Below are 21,043 nucleotides of genomic sequence, written 5' to 3'. Positions count from 1 at the left end.
CATAGTGAAATGTAGCTCACTACGGCCGATACATCAGATAGGCCTCGCCCGTGACCCGAATCATCGGATGCGGTGTGATCTGGCAGGTATCAACGACACGAAAGCCATGCCGCTCGTAAAAGCGTCGGGCGCCGGTGTTTGCGGCGTAGTCGATCAGGCTCAAGCCATTGAGCCCCAACTGATTGGCACGGTCGTAGGCGTAAGCCAGAAACTGCTTGCCCAGGCCCTGATTGCGCCACCCCTCGTGCAGCGCCAGGCTGGAAATGTAGAGGGTGTCGGGGATTTCCAGTTTGGCGTAAGGCGCCAGGACCGGATCGGTGACAGGTGCAGCCAGCGGATCGTGACGTATCACGTAGCTGTGCATCATGCCGATGACCTGCCCACCGGCCTCGGCAATCAGGCAGTTCTGATAAGAAAAGTCCACGTCGTCACGGGCGTAACGCAGAGCACCGACGTCGAGGAGATCCTGGCCGGGCTCTGCTATCTGGCTCCAGATGTAATCCGCAGCGCCCTCTGATGAAATCTGGAACAAACGCGCAATCTCGCGCGCATCACTGCGCCGCGCCGAACGAAACTCAACTGCCATTTACCTGCCCCCACAAGACCGCTAGCGAACCACGCCTTCTTCGATCAGCAACTTGAGAATCGCCTCGGCCCCCGCCTCGGCACTCAACCCTTTGAGCACTTGCCCGCCGCCGCCACTGGCCTTGGCCGTGGCCGCCTTCATCCGGTCGGCGCCGCTCTTGGCCTTGATCACCTTCAAGCGTTTTGGCCGTGGCTTGGCCGGTTGCAGGGTCGCGACCGCGAGCAGTTCATCGTCGATGATTTCCACTTCGTCAGCCTGCAACACACCACGCCGGGCCGGACCATAGGCGCTCTGCCGAGGCTTCGGTGCGGCGTTATCCACCGTGGCCAGAAACGGCAGGCGCACTTTCAAGCGACGGCGCTGACCACGGGGCAAGGCTTGCAGCACCAAGGCTGAACTGCCGTCGATGGACTCCACTTGCGCCAACCCCACCACCAGCGGCCAGCCGAGGCTTTCCGCCAGCAGGAACGGCAGCATGCCCGAGCCTTCACCGGTTTCTGCCTGGCTGCCGGTCAGCACCACCTGCGCCCCGGCGTCGCGTAAATACGCGGTCAGTGCCGGCAACGCATCAGCGCCAGCAGGTTGTTCAAGCACATGCAACTGCTCCAGGCCCATGCCCAGATACGCACGCAACGCAGGCTCGGCAACGTCGCCGGCATGCAGCACTTGCAGGTTATCCCCAGCCAGTTGCAGGCCCAGTTCCACGGCGCGGGCGTCCTGCTCGGCGCGGCGCGGCCGGCCGGAGGTCGGGTGGGCGCCGATGGACACCAGGCTGATGATTTTCGTGCTCATAACCCTTTCCTTTCCTTAAGCCGCATCGCGCTTGGCTTCGTTGCGGTAATTCTCAACCGCATCGATCAAGGCTTGAAGAATCTCGGCGCTCTCGCCGATCACCGACAAGTCGGCCCGTTTGATCATGTCGCAGCCAGGATCGAGGTTGATCGCCACCACCTTGTCGCAGGCACCAATGCCTTGCAGGTGCTGGATCGCCCCGGAAATCCCCACCGCCACGTAGACCCGTGCGGTAACCCAGGTGCCGGACGCGCCGACCTGACGGTCGCGTGCCATGAAGCCATCGTCCACCGCCACTCGGGAGGCGCCTTCGGTGGCGCCCAACGCTTGGGCAGTCCTGTGGAAAAGTCCCCAGTCCTTGACCCCGTTGCCACCGGAGAAGATGAATTCGGCTTCGGCCATCGGAATCGCTGCCGGATCGACCGCCACAGCGCCCAAATCTTCGATGCGCGACAGGCTGCGTGCCACGGCTGTGGATAACTCCACCGGCAAGGCTTCGTGACGGGTTTCGCTGACCGGCTCGGCGCATTCGACGGCAGCCAGAATCAAGCGTGCCACCGGGCGCGCAAGGTCCTGCAAACCGGCACCAGCGCGACCGATACATTCCTGATCTTTGACCTGCCAGACCCGCGTAGCCGGGCGTTCGCCCAGTGCGGCAGCAAAGCGTCGGCCCAGTTCACCGCCACCGCTGCGACTGTCCGGCAGCAACCAGTGACGCGGGGTGAACTGGTTATCCACAGCCCGCAGGCCCTGGACCCGTTGTTCCGGTGCATAACCGCTGAATTCGTCACCATCCAGCACCAGCAAGCGATCGACGCCAGCCGTGGCAAAGGCACTTTCTTTGTGTTCACCGAAGACCACGGCCAACACCGCACCATCCTTGCCAGCCAGCTGATGCGCCAGACCGAGCAAGTCGCGGTCGTGGCTGCTGAGACGGCCGCCGACCATGTCCGGCACCACACTGATGTAAAACGCCGGTGCAGCCACTTGATGCAGCGGCAATTGCACTTCAACCGCGGCCGAGCGTTTAGTCGCCCCGCCCTGCTGAGCGCCACTGCGGTCGATCCGTTTGATCCCATTGGGGCCGATAAACCCGATCCCGTGAAGATTCTTGCGGATGACGCCGTTAGGCCCCATCCAGCTGTGTTGCGCCGGTTGCATGGCCGCGTGCAGCGGGTGCAGACGGTTGCGGGCGATCCATTCAGCGCGAGGATCGCGGCGGATAATGTCGCTCATCAATGCACCTCCGCAGGTTCACGTTTGGCCGGTGCCGAAGGCTTTCCCGGTGCTGCGTCTTCGAGCAGCGCATCGGCGACCAGTTCAGCAATGTCTTTGATCAGCGGACGCGGCTCGACCACGCCTTCAAGCATCGCGGTGCACTGCGGGCAACCCACAGCCACCAGTTCGGCGCCGGTTTCGCGGATGTCTTCCATGCGCATGTCGGGGATCCGTTGCTTGCCCGGGATGTCGGTGATCGGCGCACCGCCGCCACCGCCGCAGCAGCGCGAACGGAAACCGGAGCGTTCCATCTCTTTGACTTCAATCCCGAGGGCGCGCAGCACTTCACGCGGCGCCTCGTATTCGCCGTTGTAGCGGCCGAGGTAGCACGGGTCGTGATAGGTGACGCTGCTGCCTTTGTGCTGGCCAAGGTTCAGGGCGCCAGCGCCGATGATTTCGGCCATGTAGGTGCTGTGGTGCTGCACGAGGTAGTTGCCGTCGAAGGCGCCGTATTCGTTTTTCAGCACGTGGAAGCTGTGTGGGTCGCAGGTGACAATGCGATTGAAGTTGTATTTCGCCAGGGTCTGGATGTTGCGTTTGGCCAACAGCTGGAAGGTCGCTTCGTCGCCCAGACGTCGGGCCACATCACCGCTGTCGCGCTCTTCAAGCCCGAGCACCGCGAAGTCGACCTTGGCCGCTTTCAGCACTTTGACGAAGGCACGCAGGGTGCGCTGGTTGCGCATGTCGAACGCACCGTCGCCGACCCAGAACAGCACGTCGACGGATTTCTTCTCGCTCATCAGATTGAGGTTCAGGTCCGCCGCCCAGTTCATCCGGCCGCCCGGAGCGAAACCGCCTGGGTTGTCGGTGGCGATCAGGTTTTCCAGGACTTCGGCGCCTTTGTTTGGCGTCGCGCCTTTTTCCAGGGTCAGATGGCGGCGCATGTCGACGATGGCATCGACGTGCTCGATCATCATCGGGCATTCCTCGACGCAGGCACGGCAAGTGGTGCAGGACCACAAGGTTTCAGCGTCCACCAGACCGTTGACGATCGGTTGATGCGGATTGCCGGCGTGCTCGCCAATCGCTTTGCCAGGATACGGACTGCCAGCGAACTTGGCGTCGGTGCCACCGGCCAGGCCGACGACCATGTCCTGAATCAGTTTTTTCGGGTTCAGCGGCTGGCCGGCGGCGAACGCCGGGCACGCGGCCTCGCACTTACCGCACTGTACGCAGGCGTCGAAGCCGAGCAGTTGGTTCCAGGTGAAATCCTTGGGTTTTTCCACGCCCAGCGGCGCGTTCGGATCGTTGAGGTCCAACGGTTTCAAACCGGTGGAGCGACCACCGCCAAAGCGTTCGGCGCGACGGTGCCAAGCCAGGTGAAGGGCGCCGGCGAAGGCGTGCTTCATCGGCCCGCCCCAGGTCATGCCGAAGAACAGTTCCGAGACGCCCCACAGCACGCCCACGCCGAGAATCGCAGCCACTACCCAGCCGCCGAAGTTTTCCGGGAGGATGCCGGCAACCGGCAAGGTCAACAGGAAGAAGCTTACCGAGAACGCCAGCAGGCTTTTCGGCAAGCGCATCCACGGGCCTTTGGACAGGCGAGCCGGCGGGTTGCGTCGACGCAGGTAGACGAAGATCGCGCCGACGAACATCACGGCCGTCATCAGCAACAGGGCATAACCGAGGATGCGGTTATGCAGGCCGAAACCGTGCACCAGAATCGCCAGCACGATAGACGCCACCGCACCACCGGCCGTGGCCACGTGGGTGTTGGCGATGTATTTGTCCCGCGCGACGACGTGGTGCAAGTCGACCATGTAGCGCTTGGGCATGGCGAACAGGCCGCCGATCAGGTCGACTTTCGAAGCCCGGCCTCGGCGCCACATAGCCACCCGCCGCAACGCGCCCAGAACCGCAAGGCCCAGGGCAGCGAACAACAGGATTGGAAGAAGGGTGTTCAACATGGTGGAGCTCCCAAAGACCGCAGGGTCAATGATCGTTCCCACGCTCTGCGTGGGAATGCAGCCCGGGACGCTCTGCGTCCCAAGAGCGGACGCAGAGCGTCCATTGAGGCATTCCCACGCAGAGCGTGGGAACGATCAGTTCGTTGCTTAGAAATCCTTGCACAACCGCAGCGCGTCATAGATCGCCGCGTGTGTGTTGCGCTGCGCCACGCAGTCGCCGATGCGGAACAGCAAGTAGCCGTCGCCCGCCTGGCTCAGCGAAGGTTGTGGCTTGATCGCGAACAGGGCCTCGATGTCCATCTGGCCTTTGTTGCGCGAGCCTTCCTTCAGCGCGTAGTAGATTTCTTCGTCCGGGCGCACGCCGTTTTCAACGACGACCTGGTCCACCACCCGCTCCTCTTTGGCGCCGGTGTATTCGTTTTCCAGTACCGCCACCAGCTTGTCGCCTTCGCGGTAGACCTTCTCCAGCATCATGTCCCCGGTCATGATCACTTCTTTGGGGTACATGCTGCGGTAGTAAGTCGGGAACGAGGTGCCGCCAATCGCTACGCCCGGCTTGATGTCGTCAGTGACGATCTCGACCTGGCTGCCCTTGTCGGCGAGGAAGTCGGCGGCCGACATCCCGGTGAACTCGCAAATGGTGTCGTAGACCAGCACATTCTTGCCCGGTGCAACCTTGCCATCGAGGATGTCCCAGCTGCTGACCACCAGGCCTTCGGCCGCGCCCCAATGCTCGTTCTGCTCAAGGAATGGATGGCCGCCGACGGCGAGCACCACTACATCTGGACGCAGGTCGAGAATGGTCGCCGCATCGGCGGCCACGCCCAGGCGCAGGTCGACTTTCAAACGCGCCAGTTCCAGCTGGAACCAGCGAGTGATACCGGCGATCTGGTCCCGTTGCGGGGCTTTCGAGGCGGTGGTGATCTGCCCGCCGATGAATTCTTTCTTCTCGAACAGGGTCACGTCGTGGCCACGTTCGGCCGACACACGCGCCGCTTCCATCCCGGCAGGGCCGGCACCGACTACCACCACTTTGCGCTTCACACCGGTCGATTTCTCGATGATGTGCGGCACGCCCATGTATTCACGGGAGGTCGCAGCGTTCTGGATGCACAACACGTCCAGACCTTGGTATTGACGGTCGATGCAGTAGTTGGCGCCGACACATTGTTTGATCTGGTCGACTTGACCCATCTTGATCTTGGCGATCAGGTGCGGGTCGGCGATGTGGGCGCGGGTCATGCCGACCATGTCCACGTAACCGCCTTCCAGAATACGGGTCGCCTGGTTCGGGTCCTTGATGTTCTGCGCGTGCAGTACCGGGGCCTTGACCACTTCTTTGATACCGGCGGCCAAGTGCAGGAATGGCTCCGGTGGATAACTCATGTTCGGAATAACGTTGGCCAGGGTGTTGTGGGTGTCGCAACCCGAACCCACCACGCCGATGAAGTCGATCATGCCGGTGTCATCGTAGTACTTGGCGATCTGCTTCATGTCTTCGTGGGACAAGCCGTCCGGGTGGAATTCATCACCGCACAGACGGATGCCGACACAGAAATCCGGGCCGACTTCAGCCCGCACAGCCTTGAGCACTTCCAGGCCGAAACGCATGCGGTTCTCGAAGCTGCCGCCCCATTCGTCGGTACGCTTGTTGACTCGTGGGCTCCAGAACTGGTCGATCATGTGCTGGTGCACAGCGGACAGTTCGACGCCGTCCAGGCCACCGGCCTTGGCCCGCGCCGCAGCGCTGGCGTAGTTGCCGATCACCCGCCAGATTTCTTCCGGTTCGATGGTTTTGCAGGTCGCACGGTGCACCGGTTCACGGATACCCGACGGCGACAGCAGGGTCGGCCAATGCTCGCCATCCCAACGCGAGCGTCGGCCCATGTGGGTAATCTGGATCATGATCTTGGCGCCATGCTTGTGCATGGCATCGGCCAGGTTCTGGAAGTGCGGGATGATCCGGTCGTCAGCCAGGTTGACCGACTTCCACCAGCCTTGCGGGCTGTCGATGGCCACACTGGAAGAACCGCCGCAAATCGCCAGGCCGATCCCGCCCTTGGCTTTCTCTTCGTAATACTTGACGTACCGGTCGGTGGTCATGCCGCCGTCGGTGGCATAAACCTCGGCGTGCGCGGTGCTGAGCACGCGGTTGCGGATGGTCAGTTTACCGATCTGGATCGGCTGAAACATTGCTTCGAAAGCCATGGCGGGTTCCTCGACTTACAACGGCTTGACGGTGAACAGGCCGTCGTCGTGGCCTTCTTCTGAACCACCGTAAACCTGTTCGGCAACGGTGCGGATCTTGCTGCCGCGGGCTTGCAGGATCTGGTCCATGGCACCGGCAAACCAGCCAGTGAACATGTAGTCGACCTTGCGCCCGACCTTGCCGTACACATAGACAAATGCCGAGTGTTCGAGCTTGACGCTGGCGGTGCCTTTGTCGAGATCGATGTCCTGGATCTTGAACAGGCCCCAACCGCGTTGCGACAGGCGCTTCATGTAGTGTTCGAACACCGCGACGCCTTCCAGGCCGTGGCATTCAGCTTCTTTTTCACACCAGTGCCAGGCGGACTTGTAGCCGGCCTTGTAGAGGATTTCGGCGTAGGCGTCGGCGCCCAGCACTTCCTCGATGCCCATGTGGTTGTTGACGAAGAAGTGACGCGGTACGTACAGCATTGGCAGGGCGTCGGAGGTCCAGACACCGGTTTCGCTGTCGACTTCGATTGGCAATTGCGGGGCGATCTTGGCCATGGAAACTTAACTCCAGAAAAATTTTGGTGTTGCCCCCGGCGCGGACGGCCGGGGGAAAGGATTCAGAGGGGGGGCGGTGGCTTATTCGCCCCAAACGTCTTTCAAAACGTTGACCCAGTTCTCGCCCATGATCTTGCGCACCACGCGCTCGGAATGGCCGCGCTTGAGCAGGGTTTCGGTCAGGTTCGGGAACTCGCCGACAGTGCGAATGCCCAGCGGGTTGATGATCTTGCCGAAACTGGTCAGGCGGCGGGCGTAGCCCTTGTCGTGGGTCAGGTATTCGAAGAAGTCCTGGCCATGGCCCTGGGTGAAGTCGGTGCCGATGCCGATGGCGTCTTCGCCGACGATGTTCATGGTGTATTCGATCGCTTCGGCGTAGTCGTCGATGGTCGAATCGATGCCTTTGGCCAGGAATGGCGCAAACATGGTCACACCGACGAAACCGCCGTGGTCGGCGATGAACTTCAGTTCTTCATCGGATTTGTTGCGTGGGTGGATTTTCAGACCCGACGGCAGGCAGTGGGAGTAGCACACCGGCTTCTTGGATTCGAGGATGACTTCTTCGGAAGTTTTCGAACCCACGTGGGACAGGTCGCACATGACGCCGACGCGGTTCATCTCGGCAACGATCTCGCGACCGAAGCCCGACAGGCCTCCATCGCGCTCGTAGCAGCCGGTGCCGACCAGGTTCTGGGTGTTGTAGCACATCTGCACGATACCGACGCCCAGCTGCTTGAACACCTCGACGTAGCCGATCTGGTCTTCAAACGCGTGAGCATTCTGGAAGCCGAACAGAATGCCGGTCTTGCCCAGCTCCTTGGCCTTACGGATATCGGCGGTGGTGCGCACCGGAATCACCAGGTCGCTGTTCTCGCGGATCAGTTTCTGGCTGGCGGCGATATTGTTGACGGTGGCCTGGAAGCCCTCCCACACCGACACGGTGCAGTTGGCCGCAGTCAGACCGCCCTTGCGCATGTCTTCGAACAGCTCGCGGTTCCACTTGGCAATAATCAGACCGTCGATAACGATGCTGTCGGCGTGTAATTCGGCTGGGCTCATCAGGCAGTCCCCTATTAGCGATTCATGCGCCGAATCGTGTGCCGGCGCTTTGGGGCCAGCATATGCCTGAGGGACGGGGCAGCCGGGTGCAAAAACGACAGGGGGTTTGCCGAAAGCGTCAATCCGCGACAAAGGGTCGTCGCGGGGCGTGATCACGCACCTGTTCAAGGGCCTGCGCATGGGCCAGAATTCGCCGCATCACTGAATATGCATTGGAAAAAGGGGCGGCGGCGCAATGAAATCGATCTTCCTGGCTTTGGCACTGATAGCGACCGGCGTACAGGCGGCTGAAGAGTCCGACACTAACCCGTGCGATGCGGTCGAAAACGACGTCCAGACCCTGGAATGCTCGGCCTACAGCAGAACCACCGCCGAAGACCTGCTGAAAGACAACTACAAAAGCCTGAACGAGCGCATGCAAACGGCCTACAGCAAGAACCCGGCGCAACTGGCCGACATCACCGCCAAGCTCAAGACCGCCCAACAGCAATGGCTCAAGACCCGAGACGCAGACTGCGCAGTGGAAGCATTCCCGGCGACCAGCGGTAGCAAGGCGTTCACCATCGCGCAAAATGATTGCGTGGCGCGGATGAGTGACGAGCGGTCGGAGTTTTTGGAGTCGATTGGGCAGGAGTAATAGCATAAACATGGAGAATCACTTGATCCCACACGAAGTAGTCAGCCTTATCGTTGATGGTGCGTTACCTGTCAGGGCTTGGCGCGAACACCTGAACCTTACACAGGACGAAGTTGCCAAACGCATGGGTATTTCCCAACCGGCCTTCGCCCAGCAAGAGACGGTTGCGAAGCCTCGCAAGGCCACCCGCGAGAAAATTGCCGCGGCGTTTGGCATCACGGCTAATCAACTTGAGCTGTAGGCTGCACACAACCATTTGTGAAAGGGATTGAAATGAAAATCTGCGGCATCGAAATCAAAGGCAGCGAAGCGATCATCGCCGTAGCCTCCCTCGACGGTCAGGCACTGAGCCACGTCGCTCTGGCTACCAAGAAAATCGCTCTCGACGATGACGACGAAGCCGCCAACGTGAAAGTGTTTGCCGCTCAGGTAGCGTCCTTTGTGCGTGAGAATTCCATTGATCGGATCGCGATCAAGAAGCGCAGCAAGAAAGGCGAGTTCGCCGGTGGGCCGACCACGTTCAAGATCGAGGGCATTTTCCAGTTGCTGGAGAGTTGCGAGGTGACGCTGCTGTCGCCGCAGACGATCAATGCGCAGGCGAAAAAACACAACTTCGAACTGCCGGCGACGCTGAACAAGTATCAGCATGAGGCTTACAAAGCCGCTTGCTCGGCCTTAATGAAGAAGTAACGCACAAAGCAGATCAAAACTGTGGGAGCGAGCCTGCTCGCGATAGCGGTGGATCAGTCGACATCAACTTGTATGACAGACCGCCATCGCGAGCAGGCTCGCTCCCACAGGTTTTTTTGTGTTGTGGAAACTGGTGTTCAGACCAACTCCCGCCCGTCGCCCAAGCGTCGGCGATCCTCACGTGGACACCGCGCAAACTTCGCCCGATAACTGCGGGTGAAATACGACGGCGATTCAAACCCGCACGCAATACTCACTTCCAGCACGCTCATGTCGGTCTGGCGCAACAACTGCTGAGCTTTCTCCAGCCTCAACCGCAAGTAGAAATTGCTCGGCGTGTCGTTCAAGTGCAGCCGAAACAGGCGCTCCAGTTGCCGACGCGTCACCTTGATCGATTCGGCCAGCTCCAACGTGCTCAGCGGCGGCTCGCTGTGCTGCTCCATCTCGCCAATCACATGCACCAGTTTCTTGTTGCTGATGCCGTAGCGCGTGGCGACTTCCATGCGCTGGTGGTCTTTGCGCGGGCGGATACGTCCGAGTACGAATTGTTCGCTGACCTGGATCGCCAGTTGCGGGCCGTGGGCTTGGGCGATGAGGTCGAGCATCAGGTCGATGGACGCGGTGCCGCCCGCCGAGGTGATGCGCCGGCGGTCGATCTCGAACAGCTCCTGGGTGACGCTGAGCTGTGGATAGGATTCCTTGAAGGCGTCGATGGCTTCCCAGTGCAGGGTCAGGCGATGGCCATCAAGCAGGCCCGCTTCGGCGAGGATGAAACTGCCGGTGTCGATGGCGCCGAGCGTCACGCCTTCGTTGTCCAGCCGACGCAACCAGTGCTCCAGCGCCGGGCTGGCGAACTTCAAGGGTTCGAAACCGGCGACCACCAGGAGCGTCGCACCTTTCTTCAGCGGCTCGAGCGCCGCATCGGCGTTGACCGACATGCCGTTGCTGGCCAGTACCGCCCCACCGTCCGCGCTGAGCACATGCCAGCGGTACAGCTCGCCACGAAAGCGATTGGCAACCCGCAGCGGCTCAATCGCCGAGATAAAACCGATGGCCGAGAAACCCGGCATCAACATGAAGTAGAAATCCTGGGACATGGAGCGCACTCGACTGGCAGGTAACGAGAGGGCGGGGAGCGTGTGGACGTTGATACGCCACTTGTCGAAGGCAATCAAGAGCACAGGTCGCCGCAGTGCAAGAGCTGGTCGCCGCAGTGCGCTTTAGCGGGCCTTAAGCTGCGTAACTTGGCATCACCGGCGCACAAAGACGACCGGACCCACAATAACGAACTGCCGAGGAAACCTGAGATGAAACGACTGATCAGCAGCTGTGTTCTTGCACTCAGCGGTACCGCTTTCCTGAGCGCCAGTGTCATGGCGGCCGAACCTGCTTCATGCCAGAACGTGCGCATGGGCGTCGTGAACTGGACCGATGTAATCGCCACCAGCGCCATGACCCAGGTATTGCTCGACGGCCTCGGCTACAACACCAAACAAACCAGCGCTTCCCAGCAAATCATCTTCGCCGGGATCCGCGACCAGCGCCTGGACCTGTTCCTGGGTTACTGGAATCCGCTGATGACCCAGACCATCTCCCCGTTCGTCGATGGCAAGCAGGTCAAAGTGCTTGAAGCGCCTAGCCTCAAAGACGCCCGCGCCACCCTCGCCGTTCCGACTTACCTTGCCGACAAGGGCCTGAAAACCTTCGCCGACATCGCCAAGTTCGAAAAAGAACTGGGCGGCAAGATCTACGGCATCGAGCCAGGTTCGGGTGCCAACACCCAGATCAAAGAAATGATCGCCAAGAACCAGTTCGGCCTCGGCAAATTCCAACTCGTTGAATCCAGTGAAGCCGGGATGCTTTCGGCGGTCACCCGTGCCACCAAACGCAACGAAGCCATTGTGTTCTTCGGCTGGGCGCCGCACCCGATGAACGTCAACGTGAAGATGACCTACCTCACCGGCAGCGAAGATGCCCTGGGCCCGAACGAAGGCATGGCCACCGTCTGGACCGTTACCTCGCCGAACTACGCGCAACAATGCCCGAACATCGGCAAGTTGCTGAGCAACCTGACGTACACCGCCGAAGACGAGAGCCGGATGATGCAGCCGCTGCTGGATCACAAGGATGCCTTCGAATCGGCCAAGCAATGGCTCAAGGATCACCCGCAAGACAAGCAACGCTGGCTGGAAGGTGTGACCACCTTCGATGGCAAACCGGCGGCTGAAAACCTGCAACTGACCAGCAAATAAACCGAACCGAACCACCGATTCGCAGCCCGACCGGGCTGCGAACGGGACCACCACGCCTGCAAGGAACCATCAAATGAACCACGACGTCATCATCACCTGCGCACTCACCGGTGCTGGCGACACGACCAGCAAGAGCCCACACGTGCCGGTCACCCCGAAACAAATCGCCGCAGCCGCCGTTGAAGCGGCCAAGGCTGGCGCCACGGTGGTCCACTGCCACGTACGCAACCCCGAAACCGGCAAATTCAGCCGTGACGTGGCGCTGTACCGTGAAGTGATGGAGCGCATCCGCGAGGCGGACGTCGACATCATCGTCAACCTCACCGCCGGCATGGGCGGCGACCTGGAAATTGGCGCTGGCGAGAACCCGATGGAGTTCGGCCCGAACACCGATCTGGTCGGCCCGCTGACCCGTCTGGCTCACGTTGAAGAATTGCTGCCGGAAATCTGCACCCTCGACTGCGGCACCCTGAACTTCGGCGACGGCGACACCATCTACGTGTCCACCCCTGCCCAGTTGCGTGCTGGCGCCAAACGCATTCAAGAGCTGGGCGTGAAAGCCGAGCTGGAAATTTTCGACACCGGTCACCTGTGGTTCGCCAAACAGTTGATCAAGGAAGGCCTGCTCGACGACCCGCTGTTCCAGCTCTGCCTGGGCATCCCATGGGGCGCGCCGGCCGACACCACCACCATGAAAGCCATGGTCGACAACTTGCCCGCCAACGCGGTGTGGGCCGGCTTCGGCATCGGTCGCATGCAGATGCCGATGGCGGCGCAAGCGGTGCTGCTCGGTGGCAACGTGCGAGTCGGGCTGGAAGACAACATCTGGCTGGACAAGGGCGTACTGGCGACCAACGGCCAACTGGTCGAACGCGCCTCGGAAATCCTCAGCCGCCTCGGCGCCCGGGTTCTGACACCGGCTGAAGGCCGGGCAAAAATGGGCCTGACCAAGCGCGGTTGAACCCACCCTTTCCCCCTGTGGGAATGAGCCTGCTCCGGGCGGCGTTCCGACGATGACGTCGGTACATCCGACGCATCATCTGCGGCAGTAAAACCGCCATCGCGAGCAGGCTCGCTCCCACAGTTTTTTTGAGCAAAATTCAGGACATCGCCATGACCTTCATCACCGAAATCAAAACCTTCGCCGCCCTGGGCAGCGGTGTCATCGGCAGCGGCTGGGTATCCCGCGCCCTCGCCCACGGCCTTGACGTAGTGGCCTGGGACCCGGCGCCCGGTGCCGAAGCCGCACTGCGTAAACGCGTCGCCAATGCGTGGGGCGCGCTGGAGAAACAAGGCCTGGCACCGGGTGCCTCGCAGGACCGTCTGCGCTTTGTCGCGACCATCGAAGAGTGTGTTCGCGATGCCGATTTCATTCAGGAAAGCGCCCCCGAGCGTCTGGACCTGAAACTGGAACTGCACAGCAAAATCAGCGCGGCAGCCAAGCCCAATGCCCTGATCGGCTCGAGCACTTCGGGCCTGTTGCCGAGCGAGTTTTACGAGAGCTCGACGCACCCGGAACGCTGCGTGGTTGGCCACCCCTTCAACCCGGTGTACCTGCTGCCGTTGGTGGAAGTGGTCGGCGGCAAAAACACCGCGCAGGAAGCCGTTCAAGCGGCGATGAAAGTGTATGAATCCTTAGGCATGCGTCCGCTGCATGTGCGCAAGGAAGTGCCCGGTTTTATCGCCGACCGCTTGCTCGAAGCGCTCTGGCGCGAGGCGCTGCACCTGGTCAACGACGGTGTGGCGACCACCGGTGAAATCGACGACGCGATCCGCTTTGGCGCAGGCCTGCGCTGGTCGTTCATGGGCACCTTCCTGACTTACACCCTGGCCGGCGGCGATGCGGGCATGCGGCACTTCATGGCGCAATTCGGTCCGGCATTGCAGTTGCCGTGGACGTATCTGCCGGCACCGGAACTGACCGACAAGCTGATTGATGACGTGGTCGACGGCACAAGCGATCAGCTGGGCAAACACAGCATTTCGGCGCTGGAGCGCTATCGTGATGATTGCTTGCTGGCAGTGCTCGAAGCGGTGAAGACCACCAAAGAGAAGCATGGGATGGCCTTCAGCGAATAATGAGCCAGCAGGACCGACCCCATCGCGAGCAAGCTCGCTCCCACAGTTGATCTGCGTCGTTCACAGAACCAATGTGGGAGCGAGCTTGCTCGCGATGGGGGCCATCCAGTCACCACACATTTTGGATCACTCATCATGCCCGCCTTGACCACCTACCAAACCAAAATCATCCCCGACTGGGTCGACTACAACGGCCACCTGCGCGACGCCTTCTACCTGCTGATTTTCAGCTACGCCACCGATGCCCTGATGGATCGGCTGGGCATGGACAGCAACAATCGCGAAGCCAGCGGCAACTCGCTGTTTACCCTAGAGCTGCACCTCAATTACCTGCACGAAGTGAAGCTCGATGCCGACGTCGAAGTGCGAACCCAGATCATCGGCCACGACAGCAAACGCCTGCACCTCTATCACAGCCTGCATCTGGTGGGAGATAAAAAGGAACTGGCCGGCAACGAGCAAATGCTGCTCCACGTCGACCTCGCCGGCCCGCGCTCAGCACCGTTCAGCGAAGTCACGCTGAGCAAGCTGCAAGCCATCGTCGCCGAGCAAACCGACCTTCCCGCCCCCGACTACATTGGCCGAGTGATCGCGTTACCGCCTAAAAAATAACAAGGAGATCGCCATTGAACACCGCCGCCGCTTTTGCCGACTTCCGTACTTACCCGTTGATCAGCGCGTTGACCGCCGTGCAAACCCTGGCGGACCGCATTCACGTGCAATGGGCTGACGGTCGTCTCAGCCCTTTCCATCACCAATGGTTGCGCGACAACTGCCCGTGCCCGTTGTGCGTCTACACCGTGACGCGCGAACAGGTGCTGGAAATCGTCGATGTCGCACAAGACCTGACGCCGTCAAAGGCACACGTCGATGCCGAAGGTTGCCTCAACGTCGAGTGGCAAGACGGCCACCTCAGCCGCTTCGATCCTGGCTGGTTACGCGCCCACGCCTATGACGACGAGTCCCGCGCCGAACGTCGCGCCGCCAAGCCCAAAAGCCAGCTGTGGAACAGCAACCTGAAGCTGCCGGTATTCGACTACCAGGCGCTGATGAACGACAACGACGCCTTGCTGCAATGGCTGTTGGCGGTGCGCGACATCGGCCTGACTCAAGTGCGTGGCGTGCCCACCGAACCCGGCTCGTTGAAGCTGATTGCCCAGCGGATTTCCTTCATCCGCGAGAGCAATTTCGGCGTGCTGTTCAACGTGCAATCCAAGGCCGATGCCGACAGCAACGCCTACACCGCTTTCAACCTGCCGCTGCACAGCGACTTGCCGACCCGGGAGTTGCAACCGGGGCTGCAATTTCTGCATTGCCTGGTCAATGATGCCGAGGGCGGCGAGAGCATTTTCGTCGACGGTTTCGCCATTGCCCACGCCTTGCGCGAGGAAGATCCCGAGTCGTTCAAAGCCTTGTGCGACATCCCCGTGGAGTTTCGCAACAAGGACCGCCACAGCGACTATCGCTGCCTGGCGCCGATCATCGCCCTGGATGCGTTGGGACAGGTTTCGGAGATCCGCATGGCGAACTTTTTGCGCGGGCCGTTTGATGCGTCGATGGAAGACATGCCCAAGCTCTACCGCGCTTATCGGCGCTTTATTGCCATGACCCGCGAAGCGCGCTTCCGGGTGATGACGCGGCTCAACCCCGGCGAATTGTGGTGCTTCGATAACCGTCGCACGCTACACGCCCGCAACGCCTTCGACCCCGCCACCGGGGCCCGGCATTTCCAGGGTTGCTACATCGATCGTGATGAGTTGTTGTCACGGATATTGGTGTTGCAACGCTAGACCGCGTCATCGTTCATCGCGGGCAAGCCACGCTCCCACAGGCACTGCGCCAATCTTGTGGGAGCGGGCTTGCTCCGGGCGGCGTTCCGACGATGGCGTCAGCCCAGACACCTCAAAACTCCTGATTCACAGGCAAAAAAAACCCCGATCAAGCCGTGACAAGATCGGAGCTGAGGAGGGTACTGTTGAGGAGCCGTTGCGCGAGGGTGACCAAACCTTCGTGTAGCCAGCTGAATCCAGTGTGCCCACTCTCATCTCTGGCAAGTTAGCCGAAAACGACCTGTTCATAGGTATTGCGGCCATTGCGACAAATCGTCCTTGCCGCCACCTCGCACCCCTATGAGAATCGAACCAAGACACCGTTCCCTAAAGAAGGATTGCGTCATGATGCACGCCGATTTGATAGACCAGGAAGACCTGTTGGGCCAGTTGAAGTCATTGGGTTTTCAAGTGCCGAGCGGGGCCACGGCCGAGCAGGCTTGCGAGTGCGCAGTGCGCGGTTTGAACGATGAACGGGCGATGACGCTGCGTACGATGGTCAAGCAGATGTACACCAGCAGCGCGACCATCCTGCCGGCCGTACGCCAGGCGATCGACAAGCAATTGTTGCCAGCCTTGGCGGCCTATCAACAGAGCCGTAGCGCCTGAATACTTTCTCACACTGATCGTTCCCACGCTCTGCGTGGGAATGCAGCCCGGGACGCTCCGCGTCCCTGCCGAAGCGGACGCAGAGCGTCCATTGAGGCATTCCCACGCAGAGCGTGGGAACGATCAGGTCGAAGGACTAGAGACGGACGCTGGCGAACGTCGACTCATTGCGCGCCTGGCTCAACGCCGACAACGGCCCGGACAACGGCGACAGCACCAAGGCTTGCGGCAGCGGCATCATCGCCACCTGTTGCGTGGTGTTCGAACCTACGCGCTCGTCACGTGGCGGAATGCCGAAGTATTCGCGGTAGCACTTGGAGAAGTGCGGCGTGGACACGAAGCCACAGACCGACGCCACTTCGATGATCGACATCGGCGTTTGCTTGAGCAGTTGCCGAGCCCGGATCAGGCGCAGTTTCAGGTAGTAGCGCGATGGCGAGCAGTGCAGGTATTTCTGGAACAGACGCTCCAGCTGACGACGCGAAACAGCGACATACACCGCCAGTTCATCGAGGTCGATCGGCTCTTCCAGATTGGCCTCCATCAGCGCGACGATTTCCTGCAGTTTTGGCTGATTGGTGCCCAGCATGTGCTTGAGCGGTACGCGCTGGTGATCCTGCTCGTTGCGGATGCGCTCGTAGACGAACATTTCCGAAATCGCGGCGGACAGTTCACGACCGTGATCGCGGCTGATCAGGTGCAGCATCATGTCCAGTGGCGCGGTGCCACCGGAACTGGTGAAACGGTTGCGGTCGAGGGTGAACAAGCGGGTGCTCATGGCCACACGAGGAAAGGCTTCCTGCATCGAAGCCAGGCATTCCCAGTGCACGCTGCAATCGAATCCGTCCAGCAGGCCGGCGCACGCCAGGGCCCAGCTGCCGGTGCAGACCGCACCAAGACGGCGCGACTGGCGAGCCTGGCTTTGCAGCCATGACACGTGTTCACGGGTAACAGTGCGCTGGATGCCGATACCGCCGCAAACAATGATGGTGTCCAGGGGTGGCGCTTTGTGCATGGAGCAATCGGGGGTGATCTGCAGACCATCACTGGCCCAGACCTGACCGCCATCGACGGTGAGCGTCGACCAGCGATACAACTCGCGACCGGACAATTGGTTGGCCATGCGCAGAGGTTCTACTGCGGAGGCCAGAGAAATAAGCGTGAAATTGTCCAGCAGCAGAAAGCCGATGGATTGAGGCGCACGGTTCTGGGGTTGGGCCCCCGAGTTGAACGTCGTCATCGCGGTATCTCCTCACACAAAGCGGGTGATGGCCTCAGGCGGAGGCTCTTGTTATTGCCATCGTTCTCGCGTGGGAGACGGGCTTTGTAATGACAGAGCAATTGCCATGCCTAAAATTGAATGGCCATTCAATAACTCCTGAAAACGACGTCGCGGCGTGTCTATATAAGCCGTGCGCAGAGTGGGGGTTATAAGTGCCATTATCGGCGGGAGGCGCTCTGCCCCGTTGGGCTTGAGCAAATCGGTAGCACTTGTGGGAACAGGGCTACAGCGACCTGAAGGAGAGTGTCACCGCAGGCACAGTCGACAGGCGGTAATGGCCAACTTGGATCCCTGGCCGTGGGTCAGTCACTTATCTGTAAGCGACGCGCCAAAACGTGGCGCGTTTTAATTTGGGTGTTCACTTAGTGCGCAGTTTTGACTGGTCTGGCGTCTCGCGACCAGGCTCGCCACACAATTGATTGCATTCCCTGTCGGAGCGAGCCTGCTCGCGATTGGGGTCGACTCGGTGTCAGCACTCAACCGCGCTGACCGCCAACCCGCCGCGTGATGTCTCTTTGTATTTGTCATGCATGTCCGCACCGGTGTCACGCATGGTCCGGATCACCCGATCCAGCGAGATAAAGTGCTGACCATCACCGCGCAACGCCATCTGCGCCGCGTTGATCGCTTTTACGGCTGCAATCGCATTGCGCTCGATGCACGGCACCTGGACCAGCCCGCCCACCGGATCGCAGGTCAGACCGAGGTTATGTTCCAGGCCGATCTCCGCCGCGTTGCACAGTTGCTCCGGCGTGGCGCCGAGGATTTCTGCCAACCCCGCCGCCGCCATCGCACACGCCGAACCGACTTCCCCCTGGCAACCGACTTCAGCACCGGAGATCGAAGCGTTTTTCTTGCACAGAATCCCCACCGCAGCGGCGCTGAGGAAGTAGTCGACTACGTTGGCGTCCGTCACTGCTTCGCTGAACTTCATGAAGTAATGCAGCACCGCCGGAATGATCCCCGCCGCGCCGTTGGTCGGCGCTGTCACCATGCGCCCGCCAGCGGCGTTTTCTTCGTTGACCGCCAGGGCGAACAGGTTGACCCACTCCATGGCACTCAAGGTCGAACCGATGACATTGGGTTTACCCAACTCTTGAAGGCTGCGATGCAATTTGGCCGCACGACGACGCACATTCAATCCGCCGGGCAGGATGCCTTCGTGCTTGAGGCCCTGCTCGACGCAATCCTGCATGGCGCGCCAGAGTTTCATCAGGCCGCTGCGGATTTCTTCTTCGCTGCGCCAGACCTTTTCGTTGGCCATCATCAGTTCAGCCACGCGCAGGTTGTGCTGCTTACACAGGCTGAGCAGTTCGGCAGCGCTGGAGAAATCGTACGGCAACACCGTGCTGTCCAGATCGACCACGCCGCTGGACGCCTGCGCTTCATCGACGACAAAACCGCCACCGATGGAATAGTAGGTGTCGCGATGCAGCTCGCCGTGATCGCCTTCGACAATCAAAGTCATCGCGTTGGGATGGAATGGCAGGTTTTCGTCGATCAGGCGCATGTCCCGGGCCCAGATGAACGGGACCGACAAGCGACCGTCGAGCAACAAGGTGCGGGTTTCGCGCAAGGTTTCGATACGAATGCCGATTTGCGACGGATCGATCGCATCCGGCCACTCGCCCATCAGGCCCATGATCACCGCGTTGTCGCTGCCGTGACCGATGCCGGTGGCCGACAACGACCCGTAAAGCTGAACCTCGACGCGCCGTACTTGCTCCAAAAGACCCTGTTCGCGCAAACCTTGCACGAACAGCGCGGCGGCCCGCATAGGCCCCACGGTGTGCGAACTGGATGGGCCGATGCCGATTTTGAACAGGTCGAAAACGCTGATAGCCATTACTGCCGAACTCCTGGATGTGCCGACTCCAGACGCAAAGGCGCCCAGTGGCGGAGCTGCTACGCTCAAGCTGCAATCCGCCGAGATGGCCGCATCATCAGGCTTTTGTCATGTCGTTCGACGTCTCACACCGACGCACTCATGCCCACTAACGCCGCGAGGCGGCGACGCAATGTTTTCGCCGTTTTTTAGCGGATCAGAGGGGAAAAAATGGCTGAAAAAAGCTGTAAACGACGTCACCGACACTGGATGCGACCATCCCTGTACTGGTTACGACGCCCCCTGTAGGCGTCAGATTTTCACTGGTACATGATCGTATCGACTCGATTGCAAGGCGCCGTGGTAGAGCTGTCTCCAAAACGCCATCCAACCGCAACCTATAAGTGCGGTGGTCCAGTCGGAACACTGCCAAAAAAAACACCAAGGAGTCCATCCATGAAAGGTTCCCCGTCGTTGTTGTTGGCCGCCATGCTGAGTCTGCCGTTACTGGCTCAAGCTGCAGAACCCGCTCAGTGCAGTACCGTAAACTTCTCTGATGTCGGCTGGACGGACATCACCGCAACAACCGCCACCACCAGCGTCGTGCTCGACGCCCTCGGCTACAAGACCAAAACCACGATGATTTCCGTGCCGGTGACCTACAAGTCCCTGGCCGACGGCAAGAACATGGACGTGTTCCTCGGTAACTGGATGCCGACCATGGAAAACGACATCAAGGCTTATCGTGATGCCGGCACCGTCGACGTCGTGCGCACCAACCTGACCGGCGCCAAGTACACCCTCGCCGTGCCGCAAGCGCTGTACGACAAAGGGCTGCATGACTTCGCCGACATCGCCAAATTCAAGAAAGAGCTCGACGGCAAGATCTATGGCATCGAACCTGGAAACGACGGTAACCGCCTGATCCAGAGTATGATCGACAAGAACGCCTTCGGCCTTAAAGACGCTGGTTTCAAAGTGGTCGAGTCCAGCGAAGCCGGCATGTTGTCTCAGGTTGACCGCGCCCAAAAACGCGACACCGCCGTGGTGTTCCTCGGCTGGGCGCCGCACCCGATGAACAAACGCTTCAAGATCCAATACCTCACCGGTGGTGACGATTTCTTCGGACCGGACTTCGGTGCCGCCACCGTGGCGACCAACACCCGCAAGGGGTACGTCCAGGAATGCAGCAACGTTGGAAAGTTGCTGAAAAATCTGGAATTCACAGTCGACATGGAGAGCTCGCTGATGGGCAACATCCTGGATGACAAAATGAAGCCTGACGCGGCCGCCAAGGCCTGGCTGAAAAAGAACCCACAGGTCCTCGATACCTGGCTCGCTGGCGTGACCACCATTGACGGTAAACCAGGCCTGGAGGCCGTTAAAGCCAAGCTCGCGCAGTAATCGCTTACGCCGGGCGGGTTCGCTCGCCCGGGCTGTTTATTTCCTTGCATGCGGACGTTC

General features: G+C 60.5%; 19 protein-coding genes and 1 pseudogene. 10 read left to right on the top strand and 10 right to left on the bottom strand.

Features of this window, described 5'->3' with window-relative positions:
- Nucleotides 1-19 precede the first annotated feature (19 nt).
- From ACM6I0_RS18290 to ACM6I0_RS18260, 7 genes are all read right to left on the bottom strand, one after another.
- Nucleotides 20-586: a GNAT family N-acetyltransferase gene (locus ACM6I0_RS18290; RefSeq protein ID WP_414922950.1), complete on the bottom strand. Its 567-nt coding sequence runs from the start codon at nucleotides 584-586 to the stop codon at nucleotides 20-22.
- Nucleotides 587-607: 21 nt separating this feature from the next.
- Nucleotides 608-1,378, bottom strand: coding sequence for an electron transfer flavoprotein subunit beta (locus ACM6I0_RS18285; RefSeq protein WP_414922949.1), 771 nt, complete (start codon nucleotides 1,376-1,378; stop codon nucleotides 608-610).
- A gap of 15 nt (nucleotides 1,379-1,393) precedes the next feature.
- Complete coding sequence (locus tag ACM6I0_RS18280) at nucleotides 1,394-2,614, bottom strand: electron transfer flavoprotein subunit alpha/FixB family protein (RefSeq protein ID WP_414922948.1); 1,221 nt, start codon at nucleotides 2,612-2,614, stop codon at nucleotides 1,394-1,396.
- A complete protein-coding gene (gene dgcB, locus ACM6I0_RS18275) occupies nucleotides 2,614-4,563 on the bottom strand; it encodes a dimethylglycine demethylation protein DgcB (protein WP_285432718.1) in 1,950 nt (649 codons plus the stop codon). The genes ACM6I0_RS18280 and dgcB overlap by 1 nt, the downstream gene beginning before the upstream one ends.
- A gap of 147 nt (nucleotides 4,564-4,710) precedes the next feature.
- A complete protein-coding gene (gene dgcA, locus ACM6I0_RS18270) occupies nucleotides 4,711-6,771 on the bottom strand; it encodes a dimethylglycine demethylation protein DgcA (RefSeq protein ID WP_285432719.1) in 2,061 nt (686 codons plus the stop codon).
- Between the two features lie 15 nt (nucleotides 6,772-6,786).
- Nucleotides 6,787-7,317, bottom strand: a complete 531-nt coding sequence (locus ACM6I0_RS18265; RefSeq protein ID WP_008033249.1) for a DUF5943 domain-containing protein — start codon at nucleotides 7,315-7,317, stop codon at nucleotides 6,787-6,789.
- A gap of 81 nt (nucleotides 7,318-7,398) precedes the next feature.
- Complete coding sequence (locus tag ACM6I0_RS18260; protein ID WP_414922947.1) at nucleotides 7,399-8,376, bottom strand: dipeptidase; 978 nt, start codon at nucleotides 8,374-8,376, stop codon at nucleotides 7,399-7,401.
- A gap of 235 nt (nucleotides 8,377-8,611) precedes the next feature.
- On the opposite strand from ACM6I0_RS18260, the gene ACM6I0_RS18255 reads away from it, so the two are divergent.
- The 3 genes and pseudogenes from ACM6I0_RS18255 (at nucleotide 8,612) to ACM6I0_RS18245 (ending at nucleotide 9,703) form a co-directional block, all read left to right on the top strand.
- A complete protein-coding gene (locus tag ACM6I0_RS18255) occupies nucleotides 8,612-9,013 on the top strand; it encodes a lysozyme inhibitor LprI family protein (RefSeq protein WP_414922946.1) in 402 nt (133 codons plus the stop codon).
- A gap of 10 nt (nucleotides 9,014-9,023) precedes the next feature.
- Nucleotides 9,024-9,254: pseudogene (locus tag ACM6I0_RS18250) on the top strand (helix-turn-helix domain-containing protein); the annotation flags it as partial.
- A 32-nt stretch (nucleotides 9,255-9,286) separates the two neighbouring features.
- Nucleotides 9,287-9,703: a DUF3010 family protein gene (locus ACM6I0_RS18245; protein WP_222588772.1), complete on the top strand. Its 417-nt coding sequence runs from the start codon at nucleotides 9,287-9,289 to the stop codon at nucleotides 9,701-9,703.
- Nucleotides 9,704-9,840: 137 nt separating this feature from the next.
- On the opposite strand, the gene ACM6I0_RS18240 is transcribed toward ACM6I0_RS18245, so the two are convergent.
- A complete protein-coding gene (locus tag ACM6I0_RS18240; protein ID WP_414922945.1) occupies nucleotides 9,841-10,800 on the bottom strand; it encodes a GlxA family transcriptional regulator in 960 nt (319 codons plus the stop codon).
- A gap of 210 nt (nucleotides 10,801-11,010) precedes the next feature.
- Here ACM6I0_RS18240 and ACM6I0_RS18235 point away from each other — a divergent pair, with 210 nt between their 5' ends.
- The 6 genes from ACM6I0_RS18235 to ACM6I0_RS18210 all read left to right on the top strand — a co-directional run bounded on the left by ACM6I0_RS18235 (nucleotide 11,011) and on the right by ACM6I0_RS18210 (nucleotide 16,472).
- Nucleotides 11,011-11,955 carry a choline ABC transporter substrate-binding protein gene (locus tag ACM6I0_RS18235; RefSeq protein WP_090178843.1) on the top strand — a complete coding sequence of 315 codons (945 nt, stop codon included), beginning with the start codon at nucleotides 11,011-11,013 and terminating at the stop codon, nucleotides 11,953-11,955.
- A gap of 73 nt (nucleotides 11,956-12,028) precedes the next feature.
- Nucleotides 12,029-12,916, top strand: a complete 888-nt coding sequence (locus ACM6I0_RS18230; protein WP_017341199.1) for a 3-keto-5-aminohexanoate cleavage protein — start codon at nucleotides 12,029-12,031, stop codon at nucleotides 12,914-12,916.
- Nucleotides 12,917-13,068: 152 nt separating this feature from the next.
- A complete protein-coding gene (locus ACM6I0_RS18225) occupies nucleotides 13,069-14,034 on the top strand; it encodes an L-carnitine dehydrogenase (protein ID WP_414922944.1) in 966 nt (321 codons plus the stop codon).
- Between the two features lie 135 nt (nucleotides 14,035-14,169).
- A complete protein-coding gene (locus ACM6I0_RS18220; RefSeq protein WP_414922943.1) occupies nucleotides 14,170-14,646 on the top strand; it encodes a thioesterase family protein in 477 nt (158 codons plus the stop codon).
- A 14-nt stretch (nucleotides 14,647-14,660) separates the two neighbouring features.
- On the top strand, nucleotides 14,661-15,824 hold the full coding sequence (locus ACM6I0_RS18215) for a gamma-butyrobetaine dioxygenase (RefSeq protein ID WP_285432727.1): 1,164 nt from the start codon (nucleotides 14,661-14,663) through the stop codon (nucleotides 15,822-15,824).
- A 384-nt stretch (nucleotides 15,825-16,208) separates the two neighbouring features.
- On the top strand, nucleotides 16,209-16,472 hold the full coding sequence (locus tag ACM6I0_RS18210; protein WP_090178830.1) for a hypothetical protein: 264 nt from the start codon (nucleotides 16,209-16,211) through the stop codon (nucleotides 16,470-16,472).
- Between the two features lie 136 nt (nucleotides 16,473-16,608).
- Here the strand turns inward: ACM6I0_RS18210 and ACM6I0_RS18205 are convergent, their stop codons facing one another.
- Both ACM6I0_RS18205 and ACM6I0_RS18200 read right to left on the bottom strand, forming a co-directional pair.
- Nucleotides 16,609-17,712, bottom strand: a complete 1,104-nt coding sequence (locus tag ACM6I0_RS18205; protein ID WP_090178827.1) for a GlxA family transcriptional regulator — start codon at nucleotides 17,710-17,712, stop codon at nucleotides 16,609-16,611.
- A gap of 511 nt (nucleotides 17,713-18,223) precedes the next feature.
- On the bottom strand, nucleotides 18,224-19,600 hold the full coding sequence (locus tag ACM6I0_RS18200) for an L-serine ammonia-lyase (RefSeq protein ID WP_285432729.1): 1,377 nt from the start codon (nucleotides 19,598-19,600) through the stop codon (nucleotides 18,224-18,226).
- 435 nt (nucleotides 19,601-20,035) lie between these two features.
- On the opposite strand from ACM6I0_RS18200, the gene ACM6I0_RS18195 reads away from it, so the two are divergent.
- On the top strand, nucleotides 20,036-20,983 hold the full coding sequence (locus ACM6I0_RS18195; protein WP_414922942.1) for a choline ABC transporter substrate-binding protein: 948 nt from the start codon (nucleotides 20,036-20,038) through the stop codon (nucleotides 20,981-20,983).
- Nucleotides 20,984-21,043 lie beyond the last annotated feature (60 nt).

It is taken from the genome of Pseudomonas sp. IT-P294, from assembly GCF_949767865.1.
Classification (GTDB): Bacteria; Pseudomonadota; Gammaproteobacteria; order Pseudomonadales; family Pseudomonadaceae; genus Aquipseudomonas.
Note: the sequence above shows the minus strand (reverse complement) of the source record. Positions and strands in the feature narration are given on the sequence as shown.